General features: G+C 72.5%; 13 protein-coding genes. 8 read left to right on the top strand and 5 right to left on the bottom strand.

The window, feature by feature from the left end; all coding sequences use genetic code 11:
• Nucleotides 1-41 precede the first annotated feature (41 nt).
• The 4 genes from KQY30_RS25590 to KQY30_RS25575 form a co-directional block, all read right to left on the bottom strand.
• Entirely contained in the window at nucleotides 42-1,604 is a 1,563-nt protein-coding gene (locus KQY30_RS25590; protein WP_217308848.1) for a bifunctional RNase H/acid phosphatase, read from the bottom strand.
• Entirely contained in the window at nucleotides 1,604-2,347 is a 744-nt protein-coding gene (locus KQY30_RS25585; RefSeq protein ID WP_217311319.1) for a zinc ribbon domain-containing protein, read from the bottom strand. The genes KQY30_RS25590 and KQY30_RS25585 overlap by 1 nt, the downstream gene beginning before the upstream one ends.
• Complete coding sequence (locus KQY30_RS25580; protein ID WP_217311318.1) at nucleotides 2,344-3,183, bottom strand: Nif3-like dinuclear metal center hexameric protein; 840 nt, start codon at nucleotides 3,181-3,183, stop codon at nucleotides 2,344-2,346. Before KQY30_RS25580 ends, KQY30_RS25585 begins: the two co-directional genes overlap by 4 nt.
• A gap of 339 nt (nucleotides 3,184-3,522) precedes the next feature.
• Nucleotides 3,523-4,599: an ABC transporter substrate-binding protein gene (locus KQY30_RS25575; RefSeq protein WP_217308847.1), complete on the bottom strand. Its 1,077-nt coding sequence runs from the start codon at nucleotides 4,597-4,599 to the stop codon at nucleotides 3,523-3,525.
• A 278-nt stretch (nucleotides 4,600-4,877) separates the two neighbouring features.
• Between KQY30_RS25575 and KQY30_RS25570 the strand changes: the two genes are divergently transcribed.
• The 6 genes from KQY30_RS25570 to KQY30_RS25545 all read left to right on the top strand — a co-directional run bounded on the left by KQY30_RS25570 (nucleotide 4,878) and on the right by KQY30_RS25545 (nucleotide 10,505).
• The gene (locus KQY30_RS25570; RefSeq protein WP_217308846.1) at nucleotides 4,878-6,140 is read left to right on the top strand and encodes a hypothetical protein; all 1,263 of its coding nucleotides are present in this window, start codon (nucleotides 4,878-4,880) and stop codon (nucleotides 6,138-6,140) included.
• 149 nt (nucleotides 6,141-6,289) lie between these two features.
• Complete coding sequence (locus KQY30_RS25565; RefSeq protein ID WP_217308845.1) at nucleotides 6,290-6,469, top strand: hypothetical protein; 180 nt, start codon at nucleotides 6,290-6,292, stop codon at nucleotides 6,467-6,469.
• Nucleotides 6,470-6,654: 185 nt separating this feature from the next.
• Nucleotides 6,655-7,650 carry an ABC transporter ATP-binding protein gene (locus KQY30_RS25560; RefSeq protein WP_217308844.1) on the top strand — a complete coding sequence of 332 codons (996 nt, stop codon included), beginning with the start codon at nucleotides 6,655-6,657 and terminating at the stop codon, nucleotides 7,648-7,650.
• Between the two features lie 47 nt (nucleotides 7,651-7,697).
• Entirely contained in the window at nucleotides 7,698-8,429 is a 732-nt protein-coding gene (locus KQY30_RS25555) for an ABC transporter permease (protein WP_217311317.1), read from the top strand.
• Nucleotides 8,430-8,611: 182 nt separating this feature from the next.
• Nucleotides 8,612-9,772 (top strand): sensor histidine kinase, encoded by a 1,161-nt coding sequence (locus KQY30_RS25550; RefSeq protein ID WP_254407689.1) that lies wholly within the window; start codon nucleotides 8,612-8,614, stop codon nucleotides 9,770-9,772.
• Between the two features lie 100 nt (nucleotides 9,773-9,872).
• A complete protein-coding gene (locus KQY30_RS25545; RefSeq protein ID WP_046502702.1) occupies nucleotides 9,873-10,505 on the top strand; it encodes a response regulator transcription factor in 633 nt (210 codons plus the stop codon).
• 54 nt (nucleotides 10,506-10,559) lie between these two features.
• On the opposite strand, the gene KQY30_RS25540 is transcribed toward KQY30_RS25545, so the two are convergent.
• Complete coding sequence (locus KQY30_RS25540) at nucleotides 10,560-11,966, bottom strand: MFS transporter (protein ID WP_254407688.1); 1,407 nt, start codon at nucleotides 11,964-11,966, stop codon at nucleotides 10,560-10,562.
• A gap of 298 nt (nucleotides 11,967-12,264) precedes the next feature.
• Between KQY30_RS25540 and KQY30_RS25535 the strand changes: the two genes are divergently transcribed.
• A complete protein-coding gene (locus KQY30_RS25535; protein ID WP_217308841.1) occupies nucleotides 12,265-14,130 on the top strand; it encodes an MFS transporter in 1,866 nt (621 codons plus the stop codon).
• Between the two features lie 143 nt (nucleotides 14,131-14,273).
• Nucleotides 14,274-14,945 carry a class I SAM-dependent methyltransferase gene (locus KQY30_RS25530; RefSeq protein ID WP_217308840.1) on the top strand — a complete coding sequence of 224 codons (672 nt, stop codon included), beginning with the start codon at nucleotides 14,274-14,276 and terminating at the stop codon, nucleotides 14,943-14,945.
• Nucleotides 14,946-15,005: the final 60 nt, after the last annotated feature.

The following is a 15,005-nucleotide window of genomic DNA, read 5'->3' as shown; positions in this document are numbered from 1 at the left end:
GCCCCGGACGCGTCGCCCGCGCCCCCGCCGACCCAGACTCGTCAGTGGCGCAGGTGGGACGTGTCGTTCAGCAGCCGCACCGACGCGTTGCCGTCCGCGTAGTACGCCACCGCCGACAGCGAGGCCGCCGACAGTTCCATCCGGAACAGCGACTCGGGCGGTGCCCCCAGCGCCAGTCTGACCAGTGTCTTCACCGGGGTGACATGCGTGACGAGCAGGACCGTACGTCCCTGGTACCGCTCCAGCAGCCGGTCCCGTGCCGCCCTGACCCGGCGGCCGACCGCCGTGAAACTCTCGCCGCCGCCCGTCGGCGCGACGGTGGGTGAGGCGAGCCAGGCGCTGAGGTCGTCGGGGTGGCGCTCCCGTACCTCCGCGAAGGTCAGCCCCTCCCACGCGCCGAAGTCCGTCTCGCGCAGGCCCTCTTCGACCGTGACGTCGAGGCCGAGCCGGGCCGCGACGGCGCCCGCCGTCTCGCGGCAGCGCCTGAGCGGCGAGGTGACGATGGCCTGTACGGTGCCGCGCGCCGCCAGTGCGGCGGCGACCGCCTCGGCCTGGCGGCGGCCCACGGCGGACAGTTCGGGGTCGCTGCCGCCGCTGCCGGAGAAGCGCTTCTCGGGGGTGAGGGCGGTCTCGCCGTGGCGGAGCAGGACGAAGGTGGCGGGGGTGCCGAGATCGGCGGAGGCGCCCCAGCCGACGGTGGGGGTGGCCTTGGCGCCGGGCGCCTCGGCCGGTGTTCCGGGGCGCCGCGCGCCGGGGGCCGCCTCGGCCGGGGCGGCCGCCGCGGTCTCGGCCACGGTCATCAGGTCGCCGCCGGTCGCAGCCGTCTCACCGGGCGCACCGGGCGCACCCGGCTCGGCGTAACCGGCACCAGCACCGGCACCGGCCGACGTACCAGACGCGCCGGACGTACCCCGCGCACCGGACGCCGGCGTCCCCGCCGGACGCCCCTGCCCCCGCCCCGTACCGCCCGAGCCCGTACCCCCGTCCGCCTCGCGTCCGCGCCCGCCCGACAGTGCCGCCCGGGCCTTCGCCGCGCCCGCCGCGGCGTCACCCGGCGTACGCGAAGCCCCCGAAGCCCCCGAGGCCCCCGCCGAAGCGCCACCGGAAGCACCCGAAGCCCGGGCCGCCGATCTCGCCGCTCCCGCGTCCAGCGCCGCCGTGGACGACGACGGCTCCCACTGCTTGCCCTTCCGGCCCGCGTCCATCGCCTCGTTGGCCAGCCGGTCCGCGTGCTTGTTCTTCTCGCGCGGGATCCACTCGTAACTGACCTGCCCCGCGGGGAAGATCCGGCCCGCCTCCGCCGCCAGCGGCTTCATGTCCGGGTGCTTGATCTTCCAGCGCCCGGACATCTGCTCGACGACCAGCTTGGAGTCCATCCTGACCCGCACCGACGCGTCCGCGTCCAGCGCCTTCGCCGCCTTCAGGCCCGCGATCAGCCCCTTGTACTCGGCGACGTTGTTCGTCGCGATCCCGATGTACTCGGCCGCCTCCGCCAGCGCCTCGCCGGTGACCGGGTCGAGTACGACCGCGCCGTACCCCGCGGGCCCCGGGTTGCCCCGGGAACCGCCGTCGGCTTCCACGACGAAGCGTGCGACCCGTGCCATCACAGACCCGATTCGGCGGTACGGACCAGGATCCGGCGGCAGTTCTCGCAGCGCAGCACCGTGTCCGGCGCCGCCGCCCTGACCTCGTTGACCTCGGTGATGTTCAGTTCGAGCCGGCATCCCTCGCAGTGGCGCTGGTAGAGCCGGGCCGCGCCCACCCCGCCCTGCTGGACGCGCAGCTTCTCGTACAGCTTGAGCAGATCGGCCGGTACGGACGCGGCGATGACCTCGCGCTCCTTGGTGACGGCCGCGACCTGCCCGTCGAACTCCTGGAGCGCGGCGTCGCGGCGCGCGGCGGCGTCGTCGGACTTGGCCTGGACGGCGGAGACACGTTCCGTCAGCTCGGCGACCCGCTCCTGCGCGGACTCACGGCGCTCCATGACCTCGAGGACGACGTCCTCCAGATCGCCCTGGCGCTTGGCGAGCGAGACGATCTCGCGCTGGAGGTTCTCCAGGTCCTTGGGCGAGGTGACCGCGCCGGAGTCCAGACGCTGCTGGTCGCGTACGGCGCGCTGGCGGACCTGGTCGACATCCTGCTCCGCCTTGGTCTGCTCGCGGGCGGTGTCGCTCTCCTCGGTGGTGGCGGCGACCAGCAGATCGCGGAGCTGCGCGAGGTCCTTGGTGAGCGACTCGATCTCGGCGTGCTCGGGCAGCGCGCCGCGCTTGTGGGCGAGCTGGGAGAGTCGTACGTCCAGGGCCTGGACGTCGAGGAGTCGGATCTGGTCGGCGGGCGCGGCGTTCAGTTGGGGGCTCCTGAAGAATGGTGGTGGGCGGACCAGGGGTCGGTGACCGTCTTCGAGACATGGACCCGCAGGTCCCAGCCATGGCGGTCGGAGATCTCGTCGAGCTGGGCGGCGGCCTGTTCGCACCAGGGCCATTCGGTGGCCCAGTGCGCGGCGTCGACCAGTCCCAGCGGGGAGTGCTGAGTGGCCTCGGAGGCGGGGTGGTGGCGGAGGTCCGCGGTCAGGAACGCGTCCACGCCAGCCGCTCTGACCTGGTCGAACAGGCCGTCGCCGGAACCGCCGCTGACCGCGACCGTACGGATGGGCGCGTCCGGGTCACCGGCCAGCCGTACGCCCTGCGCGGTGGCGGGCAGCCGGTGCGCGACGCGGGCGGCGAAGTCGCGGAGGGTGGCGGGGTGGTCGAGTTCGCAGATCCGGCCGAGTCCGCGCCGTCCCGCCGGATCGGTGGGGTCCGGTACGAGGGGCCGTACGATCCGCAGGTCCAGGGCGCCCGCGAGCGCGTCGGAGACTCCGGGGTCGGCGCTGTCGGCGTTGGTGTGAGCGACATGGAGCGCGATGTCGTGCTTGATGAGGGTGTGCACGACCCGGCCCTTGAAGGTGGAGGCGGCGACCGTCGTCGTACCGCGCAGATAGAGCGGGTGGTGGGTGACGATCAGCTCGGCGCCCAGTTCGACGGCCTCGTCGGCGATCTCCTGGACGGGGTCTACGGCGAAGAGGACCCGGGTGACCGTGGCGTCCGGGTCACCGCAGACCGTACCGACGGCGTCCCAGTCCTCGGCCCGTTCGGGGGGCCACAGGGCGTCGAGGGCGGTGATCACTTCGGACAGTCGGGGCACGGAGGGCACGGAGCAAAGGCTACCTGTCCTCCGTGCCCCACCGGCCATGAGCGATCTGCTTCTTCACGGCTCGGGCCGCGCGTGCGCGCAGCTCGGGCCTGGCAACCGTCCAGCTCGGACCGGGCATACGTCCACCTCCGGCCCGGCAGCCGTCCAGCTCGGGCCGCGCATGCGTCCGGCTCCGGCCCGGCAGCCGTCCGGCTCGGGCCTGCCGATTGCGAGCCGGTCAGGCCGCCACGCCCCGCCGGCCATCAGCGACCTGCTTCTTCGCCGCTCGGGCCGCGCCTGCGCGCAGCTCCGGCCTGCCGGACACCGCCCCGCACTCTCCTGCGCAGGACGCTACTTGACCAGGTACCCCCGGAGGTCGTCCAGGACCAGGCCCGCCGCCGTCACGCCCAGGCCCAGGTACCAGGTCTCGTCCTTGACGTCCTTGGCCCGGCCCTCCTTGACCGCCTTCAGGTTCTTCCAGAGCGGGTTGGAACGCGCCGTGTCCCGCTGGGTCTTGGACGGGTCGCCGTACACCCCGGTGAAGATCCAGTCGGCGTCCGCGTCGTCGATCTTCTCCGGGCTGATCTCCACGGCGAGATCCTCGATCTGCTGGTTCTTCGGCCGCGGCAGGCCGACGTCGTCGAGGATCGTGCCGATGAAGGACGCCTTCGCGTACAGCCGCAGCTTGTCCGGCATGTAGCGCACCATCGAGACGGTCGGCTTGTCGGGGCCGAGGTCCGCGGCGAGGGCCGCCGCCTTCTTGTCGTACGCGGCGAGCGCGGCCTTCGCCTCGGCGGTACGGTCCAGCGCCTGGGCGTTGAGGAGGTAGTTCTCCTTCCAGGGGAAGCCGGGCCTGATGGAGAAGACCGTCGGGGCGATCGAGGACAGCTCCTTGTACTTGTCGGCGGCGCGGAGCTGGCTGCCCAGGATGAGATCGGGCTTGAGCGCGGCGATCGCCTCCAGGTTGAGGCTGTTGATGGTGCCGACGTCCTTGGGGTTGCCCGCGCCCTGCTTCAGATAGCTCGGGATGCCCTCGTCGCCCTCGGTGGGCGCGTAACCGACCGGCTCGACGCCCAGCGACACGACGTTGTCGAACTCGCCGACGTCCAGGACGACGACCCGCTCGGGGCGCGCCTTCAGCTCGGTCGTACCCATGGCGTGGGTGATGGTGCGCGGGAACTGGCCGGGGGCGGCGTCGGTGCCGAAGGTGGCCGTCTTCCTGGCGGCGTCGGCGAAGTCCTTGCCGCCGGTGGCGACGGCGGCCTTCTTCCCCGCGCCGTCCGCCGCGCCGCCCGAGGAGGCGGAGCCGCTGCCGGAGTCGGCGGAACCGCCGCCGCCGCAGGCCGCGAGGGTGAGCGCGGCGGCGAGAGCGACCACGGCGGCTGTGCCACGGCGTACTGCGGCTGGGCCACGGCGTCGTATGGACATCTTGATTGCTCCTGAGAGGTACTGGCCGGGGTGCCGGCTCTGGCCCGGCACCGGCCTGGTCGCCGCTGCCGGATCCGGAAGCGGTACCGGGTCCGATGTCGGCCCGGATGCCGACTTAGGTGTGCCTAACTTTAGGCATGCCTCTCCTCGGCCAGCACACCCGCCCCCGCACCTCGCGCCAAATCCCGTCATGGCCACCCATATAGGTGAAGTGGCCGACCTCGTGTTGTTCGGCAGGAAGTGCGAAAACTAGCTTCGTCGCCGGAGGTGACGAACCGATGACGGCCTGTGCCATCGAGACGGCTGCGGAGGTCGGAGCGCCACGGCGTACGGGGTTCGCGATCACGGCGGACGGGACCTACGCGGCGCGACTGACGCTCGGAAGCGGAAGTGGCGGGAACAGGAGCGGGAGCGGGAGCGGCGGGGAGGGGGCGGGAGAAGGAGGCGGGACCGGCGGCGCGGACGCCTGGTTCCCCGAGCGGTGGACCCTCGACGGCCCGGAACCGTACGCCGTGCCCCTCCCCCTCGACCAGCCCGAGGAACCCGGCACCGATGTCCTGCCGCTGGCCGACGGACGGGTGCTGATCCGCCGCCGGGTTGCGGACCGCCACGACTTCTCGCTGCTCTACCCGACCGGTCCCGGTACGGGCCAGGTGCCGGTGGGCGCCCTGGCCTGCGACCGGCTGACGCTGCTGCCGCCCTCCCCGGACGGCCGCAGCGCGTACGCCCTGACCCCCGGCGAGCACTCCACCACGGTCTGGCTGGTGGCGGGCGGCGCGTTCGGACCCGAGCGGGTGGCGGAGATCGCGGGCCGCTGTTCGGGGGGCGTGTGGCTCGACCGTACGGGTCGGATACTGGCCCTGGACCGGGAGCGGGACGGTGTGGTGAAGGCCGTCGCCGTCGATCTGGGGCGCGGTGGCGAGGTGACGCCCCTGCTCCAGATCACCGAGGAGAGCAATGACCGGCTGCTGCTGGCCGACCCCGACAGCGGGCTGTTGCTGATCCGCTCGGACGCGCCGGGCCACGACCGGCTGGGCTGGGGGGTGCTGGGCAGTCTGCTCCCGGTGCGCTTCCCGGAGTGCCTGCGTCTGCCGGACTGCGCGGTGACCCCGTTCGCCGTACAGCCGGGGCAGGTGCTGATGCCCGAGAGCTGCGCGGTGGCGCTGCGGATCGACGGCGCGGCGGGCACCGGGCTGGGGGTGTGGCGTCCGATGGGCCGTCGGCTCCACCGACTGCCCGTGCCCCGGGGGTGGTTGGCGGGTACCGGGCTCTGGACCCGGGACGGTGTGCTGCGGCTGCCGTACGCGACGCGGGAGGTGCCGTGCGGAGTGGCCGGCATCCCGGCGCCTCCCGAGCCGGTGACCTCGGCGGCATCCCTGGAACCCGTCCGTCCCGTCGCGTCACGGCCGCGCGGGTCGGCGGAACTCTCACAAACGGAATCCCTGGTGATGGAACCGTCCGCGCCATCCCGAACTCCTGTGATGTGCAGGCCGGTTCCCTTGCAGCAGGCGCCTCTCAGCGGGCGCGGGGCACCTGGATAGACTTTCGTCCGGGGCTGCGCGGCCGTACCGACCGGGCACTGTCGGGGGCTGTGATGTGTGGACGGTGACCGTCACTCTGCCGGGGCGGTACAGGGAAAGCCGGAGCCCTGCGTCACAACAGAAGCGATCACGACGGGGTGACTTCCCACATGTCTGAAGCTCGAACCGACACGACCCAGCAGCGCCCGCAGGGGACGGCCGCCGACCAGGGCGAGCTGAGCAGTCTCGGAAAGCACCGGGGCGGCGCGGCGTCGACGGAGGACTCGATGTCTCCGGCCCACGGCCGCCACCGCCGCCCTGCGGAGGGGGAACACAGCAACGCGGCCTAGGCCGTCTCCGGCACACGGTCTGACACACAAGAAGAGGCCGTCGCGGCTTGTACGCGGCGGCCTCTTCCTGTGGGGACGTGCGCGGCCGGTGCCGGGAGGGGCGCCGTGCCCTAGGACATTTGTACTGGGCGAGTTCGTACATCCGCATCTGCCGGGCAACAGGGCTGCTCCGTACCGTCGTTGGCATGACGTACAGGGAAAGCTCCGCGCCTGCCGTGAGCTTCGACGGGGTGAGCAAGGCCTTCGGGGCGGTTCTGGCCGTCGACGGGGTCGGGCTCGGCATTCCGCGGGGTGAGACCGTCGCGCTTCTCGGGCGCAACGGCGCCGGGAAGTCCACCGCCATCGCCCTGCTCCTCGGGCTCGACGAGCCGGACGCGGGTACGGTGCGGCTGTTCGGCGGGCCGCCCGCGCGGGCTGTCGCGGCCGGCCGGGTGGGGGCGATGCTTCAGGACGGGCGGCCCATCAGGCGGGTGACCGTAAGGGAGTTGGTCACGTTCGTGGCGAGCGCCTTTCCCCGCCCGCTGCCCGTCGCCGAGGCGCTCGCGCTCGCCGGGCTCACCGATCTCGCCGACCGCCGGGTCGACAAGCTCTCCGGCGGCCAGACCCAACGGGTCCGGTTCGCGGTCGCGCTGGCCGGCGGCCCCGAACTGGTCGTCCTGGACGAGCCCACCGCCGCCCTCGACGTCGAGGCCCGGCGCGCCTTCTGGGCGTCCATGCGGGCCTATGCCGACCGCGGCAACACCGTGCTCTTCTCCACCCACTATCTGGAGGAGGCCGACAGCTACGCCGACCGGATCGTCGTCCTCGACCACGGCCGGATCGTCGCCGACGGCACCAGCGAACTGATCAAGGGCACGGTCGGCGGCCATCTCGTCTCCTTCGACCTGGCCTCGGCGGCCGGCCTCCGTACCGACGACACCGAGTACGCCAACGACGCCGAGTACACCGAGGGCATCAAGGACAGCGGGGAGGACCTGCCCATCCGCGCCGAAGATCTCCCGCTGCTGCCCGGTGTCGTCTCGGCCGAGGTACGCGGGGGCCGCGCCCTGCTCCGTACCGACGACTCCGACGCCACGGTCCTCGCCCTCGCCCGGCTGGGCGCGGTCCGCCGGCTCGAAGTGGTCCCGGCGACGCTCGAAGACGCCTTTCTGGCCCTGACCCGGGAGGAGGTGGCGCGATGAGAACGCCCGCACCGCGCGTACCACCCGTACTGCCCGCACCGCCCATACTGCTGCGCTACGCCCTGCTCGAAGTGCGCAGGACCCTCCGCGACCCCGGCTTTGTGATCTTCGGAACGGCCATGCCGGTCCTGATGTATCTGCTGTTCACCAATGTGGGCGGCGCGGGGGACGGGGACGGCGGTGCGGACTGGGAGATCACATCCATGGTCGGCATGGCCGCGTACGGAGCGCTCAGCTCGGCCGTCGGCACCGGTACCGGTATCGCCGAGGACAAGTCGCTCGGCTGGCTCCGCCAGTTGCGGATCACCCCGATACCGCCCCGGCAGGTGGTGCTCGGCCGGGCGCTCGCCGGGTCCGTGACCGTGCTGCCCGCGCTGCTGGCCGTGCTCGCGGCGGGCGGTCTGATCAATGGTGTACGGCTCGCGGCCGGGCAGTGGGCCGCGCTGGTCGTGCTGCTCTGGGCGGGCGCGCTGCCCTTCACCCTGCTGGGCATCGGCAACGGCTACCGGTTCACCGCGCAGACGACCGGCGTGGTGAACGTGGGCTGTCTGATGGGCATGGCGGTGGTGGGCGGGCTCTGGTTCCCGGTCGAGCTGTTCCCCGGCTGGCTGCGCTCGCTGGCCGGCTACACCCCGGCCAACCGGTTCGCCGATCTCGGCTGGTCCGTCACCCGCGGCTCGGCCCCCGGTGCCCTGACCGTGGCCGTTCTGCTGGGCTGGCTGTTCGTGTTCGGTTCGTACGCTGTGGTCTCGTACCGCAGGTCGGCGAGGACGGCATGACACGGATCAGAGACGGATGGGGCAAGCGGGCCAAGGCCCGGCACATACACGCCAACGGCAGCCGGGACCAAGGAAACCGGGACCAAGGAAACCGGGAGTACGGCAGCCCGGACTACGGCAGCCGCGACCACGAAGCGCCGGACAAGGACTGCGAGCGGCCCGGCCCGCCCAACGGTTATGCCATGCTGCCCTGGCTGCTCCTCGGACTCGGCTCCTTCTCCAATCTCGTACAGGGCAGGACCCCCAACCCCTGGTTCGGCGGCATCGGCCTGCTGGTCTTCAACTCCCTTTACGTATCGGTGGTGTTCAGGTCCTTCGTGCCCGCCCACCAGAAGAGCGCCGCCACCAGGTGGTCGCTCGTCGGCATGGGGCTGATGACGTTCGGCCTCGGCGGTCTCTACGGCGGGAGCTGGCTGCTGTTCTTCCCGCTCCTCGGCCTGGCCTGCGGCAGTGTGGTGCGCGGGCGCGCCCTCGCCTGGGTGGGGGTGCCGCTGGCCGCCGCCGCCGGGGCGATCGGCGCGTACCACGACGGCTGGGGCGCGATCACCGTGGCGTACGGCACCTTCATCTCGATGATGGTGACCGCCGCGATCCTCACGCTCACCGAGACGGTGACGGAGCTGCGCGCCACCCGCCAGGAACTGGCGCGCTCGGCGGTGGAGCGGGAGCGACTGCGCTTCTCGCGCGATCTGCACGATCTGCTCGGCCACACGCTGTCGGTGATCGTGGTCAAGGCGGAGGCCGCGCGCAGGCTGGGGCCGCGCGATCCGGCCGCGGCGATGGCGCAGGTCTCCGACATCGAGTCCGTCGGCAGACAGGCGCTGACCGAGATCCGGGAGGCGGTCACCGGCTATCGCGAGGGCAGCCTCGCCACGGATCTGGACCGGGCGCGCTCGGCGCTGGCGGCCGCGGGGATCGAACCGGTCGTACGGCAGTCCGGGCCGCCGCTGGAGCCGTGGGCGGAGGTGCTGCTCGGCTGGGTGGTACGGGAGGCCGTCACCAATGCCGTACGGCACAGCGCCGCGACCCGCTGCGTGATAGCGGTGGACGGCTCGCCGGAGCGGGTCAGACTGACTGTCACGGACGACGGCGTCGGTACAAGTACAGGCACGAGTACGAGTACGGGCGGGGATGCTGGCGGGGATGCTGGTGCGGGCACGGGTACGAGCACCAGTACCGGCATTACCCCGGCCTTCGGCGGCACCGGTCTCAAAGGCCTCACCGAACGCCTCGCCGCCGCGGGCGGCTCCCTCGAAGCGGGCCCGGCACAGGCTCCCGGCGGCAGGGGCTTCCAGGTCACCGCCCTCCTCCCCGTCGGCACCGCGGGCACCGTCGGCACCTGAGCGGAGCGGCACTCCGCGCGCCCCCTCCCGCGCGCTGATCACGCCTGATCGCGCCTGATCACGACCGCACCCGCCGCCCTACCCTGAGCACGTGACAGAGATGCCCCGGGACCACAGGCCGGCCACGTCCGTACGCGTCCTTCTCGCCGAGGACCAGGGGATGTTGCGAGGCGCGCTCGCCCTGCTGCTGGGCATGGAGCCGGACATCGAGGTGGTCGCGCAGGTCGCGAGCGGCGACGCGATCGTGGACGCCGCGCACCACTCGCGCCCCGATGTGGCGCTGCTGGACATCGAACTGCCCGGGATCAGCGGTCTCGACGCCGCCGCCCTGCTCCGGGACGAGGTGCCCGGCTGCCGGGTGCTGATCCTGACCACCTTCGGCCGGCCCGGCTATCTGCGCCGCGCCATGGAGGCGGGGGCCGCGGGCTTTCTGGTCAAGGACGGGCCGGTGGAGGAACTGGCCGCCGCGATCCGCCGGGTGCTGACCGGCGAGACCGTCATCGACCCCGCCCTCGCGGCGGCGGCGCTGAGCGCGGGCCCGAGCCCGCTCACCGCCCGCGAGCGTGACGTACTGAACGCCTCGGCGGACGGCGCGGTGGTCGCCGACATCGCGGCCAGGCTGCGGCTGTCCGAGTCGACCGTACGGAACTACCTCTCGTCGGCCATCGGCAAGACCGGCACCCGCAACCGGATGGAGGCGGTACGGGCCGCCCGCCGCCAGGGCTGGCTCTGAGCCCGGCGCCAAAGCCGACTCTGGGCGCCCCTATCAAACCCGCACAAGCCGACCTCACGCCTCCGACGAGCCGCGCGGCAGCCACAGCGCCATCAGCAGTGTCCCCGCCAGCAGCACCGCGCCGCCCGTCCTGAAGGCCAGCGCGTATCCGTCCGTCAGCGCCTGCGCGCTGGTGCCGCCCGCCGTACGGGAGGCCGCCACCGTGGTCAGGACCGCCAGCCCGAGCGCTCCGCCCATGGTCCGCGAAGTGTTGATCAGGCCGGAGACCAGACCGGCGTCGCCCGGCTCCGCGCCCGCCGTGGCCAGCGCCGCCAGCGTGGTGCCCGCCACCCCCAGACCGGTCATGATCAGCAGACCGGGGCCGAGGATCACCGAGAAGTACGGTCCGTCCGCGGTCATCGCCGACTGCCAGCCGAACCCGGCCACCGCCACCAGCGCCCCCAGCACCGCGAGCGCACGCGCGCCGGTCACCGGAATCAGCCGGGGCGCCAGTTTCGAGCCGAACACAATGCTCAGCGAGCTGGGCACCAGCGCGAGACCCGCCTCCAGCGGCCCGTACCCCAGCACGTTCTGCGCGTACATCGTCATGAAGAACCACACCGCGAAGGACGCGGAACCGCTGATGAACATCGCCGCGTTGGCCGCGGACACACTCCGTACCCGGAACAGCCCCAACGGCATCAGCGGCACCCTCGCCCGCGACTCGACCACCACGAACACCCCGAGCAGCAGCACTCCTCCCGCCAGCGGCAGCAGGGTGGCCGCCGCGCCCCAGCCGCGCTCCTCGGTCTGCACGATGCCGTACGCGATCGCCGCCAGACCGGCCGTGACCAGGATCGCGCCGGGCAGGTCGACGCGCCGCCGCGCCGCGTCCGTACGGCTCTCGGCCAGCCACACCGCGGCCCCGGCCAGCAGCAGCACCCCGACCGGCACATTGATCAGCAGCACCCAGCGCCAGGACAGCAGATCGGTGAGCGCGCCGCCGACCAGCCCGCCGGCCGCCCCGCCGCCCGCGCCGACCGCCGTCCAGGTGCCCACGGCCCGGGTCCTGGCGGGTCCCGCCGGTACGGCGGAGGTCAGCAGCGTGAGAGTGGCGGGCGCCAGAACGGCCGCGCCCAGCCCCTGTACGGCGCGGGCGCTGATCAACTGCCAGCCCTCCTGCGCGAGTCCGCCCGCGACGGACGCCAGGGTGAAGACCGCGAGCCCGGTCAGGAACATCCGCTTCCTGCCGAACAGATCCGCCGCCCTGCCGCCGAGCAGCATGAAGCCGGCGAAGGCGATCGAATAGGCGTTGAGGACCCACTGGAGGCCGGTGGCGGAGAGCCCGAGATCCGCGCGCAGCGAGGGCAGTGCGACATTCATCACGGACACATCGAGGACGACGAGGAACTGCCCCGCGCAGGCGGCGAGGACCACCGCCCAGGTACGCGTACGGGTGTGGGGCCGGGCGGCCCCGGACATCCCGGATATGTGAACGGGCTCGGCTTCGTCGGCGGCTCGGACCATGCGCGTCATGGTCGCAGCCCAGCAGCGGTCCGTACATCGGGTTATCCGCCCACCCTGCCGACCTAACGGACATAACAGACATGACGATCCGTCAGAGAAAGGCGCCCTCCCGGCCGCCGGAATAACCGCACGGCCGGGAAGGTTTCACACTGCACCCACCTGGCGACCCGCACGGTCCGCCGGTGGGTATCCCTCTGCCGTCACACGCACACCCCGAACTCGCCCGAATACTTCCTGCCCGGAGGCCGCACGTATGCCACGAACGACGACCGACCAGCCCACCGGGGCGCTCCCGGATCCGCGGACCGGCAAGGCCGGGCCCGGCGGCGCCATCGTCCCCGTACTCGCCTTCGCGGGCATCACGGTCGCGGTCATGCAGACCCTGCTCGTCCCCGTCATCAAGGACCTGCCGGAACTTCTGCACACCGCGCCCGCCAACGCCACTTGGGTCATGACGGCGACCCTTCTCGCCGGCGCCATCTCCACGCCGATCATGGGCCGCCTCGGCGATCTCTTCGGCAAGCGCCGGATGCTGCTCGCCAGCCTCGCGGTGATGGTGATCGGCTCGCTGATCTGCGGATTCACCGATGACCTCGTGATCATGATCGTCGGCAGGGCCCTCCAGGGCTTCGCCATGGGCGCGATACCCCTCGGTATCGGCATCATGCGCGACGAACTGCCGCGCGAGCGCCTCGGCTCCGCGATGGGGCTGATGAGTTCCTCGATCGGTGTGGGCGGCGGACTCGCCCTGCCCGGCGCGGCGTTGGTCGCGCAGAACGCCGACTGGCACGCGCTGTTCTTCTGCGCGGCGGGGCTCGGTGTGCTCTCGATGCTGCTCACCGTCCGGTTCGTACCGGAGTCCTCGCTACGGGCAACCGGCCGGTTCGACTGGCTCGGCGCGATCGGGCTGTCCGCGGGGCTCGTCGCCCTGCTGCTGCCCATCACCAAGGGCAGCGACTGGGGCTGGGGTTCGGCCACCACCCTCGGGCTGTTCGGTCTGGCCGTGGTGATCCTGCTGCTCTGGGGCCTCATGGAGCTGCGGAGTTCCGCGCCGCTGGTCGATCTCCGTACCACCGCGCGCCGTGAGGTGCTGCTCACCAACCTCGCCTCGATCATGGTCGGAGTCGCCTTCTACGCGATCTCCCTCGTACTCCCGCAGCTCCTTCAGTTGCCCAAGGCCACCGGCTACGGTCTCGGTCAGTCGATGGTGGTCGCGGGGCTGTGCGTGGCGCCGCTCGGACTGGCGATGATGCTGACCGCGCCGGTGTACGCCCGGATCTCCGCCCGGCGCGGCCCCAAGGTCTCGCTGATGATCGGCATGCTCGTCATCGGTGTCGGGTACGGGGCGGGGCTCGGCCTGATGAGTGCCGCATGGCAGACCGTCGTCATCTCGGTGGTCGTCGGCGCGGGCATCGGTCTCGCGTACTCCTCGCTCCCGGCCCTGATCATCGGTGCCGTCGACCCGTCGGAGACCGGCGCGGCCAACGGTCTGAACACCCTGATGCGCTCCATCGGCACCTCGGTGTCCAGCGCGGTGATCGGCATGGTGCTGGCCCACACCTCGGTCGTCTCGGGCGGGGTGGCGGTGCCCACGCTGCACGGCTTCCGTATCTCGTTCGCCATCGCCACGGGCGCGGTGGTCATCGGACTGGCGCTGGCGGTGTTCCTGCCGTCGCAGCGGCCGGCGAAGTCCGCCGCGGCTGTCGGGGCTGCCACGGCTCTTGCGGCGGATGCGGGCTCGGAGGCGGGCTCGGGCTCGGGCTCCGGCTCGGGCTTGGGGTCAGACGAGCGGGTCAGGCCGCGCACGCTCGTCGCCGGTTCCGGCGGGTTCCGGGGGCGGGTGCTGGACGCGGACGGTACGCCGGTGGCGCGGGCCAATGTCACGCTCATCGACGGCGGGGGCCGGCAGGCGGGGCTCACCACCAGCGACGAGGACGGCCGGTACGCGCTGCTCCCGCCGGCCGGCGGGCACTACGTACTGGCGGGGACGGCCACGGGGTACGCGCCGCACGCGCGCCCGGCGGTGTATCCGGGCGACGGGGTGCCGGTGGAGGCGGATCTGGTGCTGACGGAGAGTGCGCCGTCGCCGGAGCGGACGGCCGCGGTGCCGTCGGTCTGACCGACGGCCCGCACGGGCAGGAACAGCGGAGCGGCACAAGCACCACCTGCACCTGCACCAGCACCAGCACCAGCACCAGCACCAGCACCAGCACCAGCACCAAAAGCGTCAGCGTCAGCCCGACCCGAGGAGAGCCGCCGCCCATGCCCGCAGGGACCGCCGGGACCGTACCCGCAGCCGATGTCCTCGCCGCCTTCGAGGCCGCCAAGGGGTTCATGCCCGTACACGAAGGGCTCGCCCTGTACGCGGCGGCGGCCGACGCGGCGGCCCTCGGCCTGCCCCTCCTGGAGGTGGGCACGTACTGCGGGCGCTCGACCCTGCTGCTGGCGGGCGCCGCCCGAGAGGCCGGTACGGTCGCGGTCACCGTCGACCACCACCGCGGCAGCGAGGAGCAGCAGCCCGGCTGGGAGTACCACGATCCGGGTCTGGTCGACCCGGACACCGGCCTGATGGACACGCTCCCCGCCTTCCGCCGCACCCTCCAGCGGGCGGGTCTGGAGGAGCACGTGATCGCGGTCGTCGGCCGTTCGCCGCAGGTCGCGAAGGTCTGGGGCGGCCCGCTCGGGCTGGTCTTCATCGACGGCGGCCACACCGACGAGCACGCGACCGGGGACTACGAGGGCTGGGTGCCGCATCTCGCCGAGGGCGGGCTGCTCGTGATCCACGACGTGTTCCCGGACCCGGCGGACGGCGGGCAGGCGCCCTACCGCGTGTACGTACGGGCCCTCGCGTCCGGCGCCTTCACGGAACTCCCCCCGACCGACTCCCTCCGCGTACTGCGCCGCACGGGGTTGAAAAGCCCGTCCGGCGATTGAGGACACAACACAGCAGCCCGTCCGGCGATTGAGGACACAGCACGGCCGAAGGCCGGGCAA

It is taken from the genome of Streptomyces sp. GMY02 (genome assembly GCF_019056675.1).
GTDB classification, from domain to species: Bacteria; Actinomycetota; Actinomycetes; order Streptomycetales; family Streptomycetaceae; genus Streptomyces; species Streptomyces odonnellii.
This window is presented reverse-complemented; position numbering and strand designations above follow the sequence as displayed.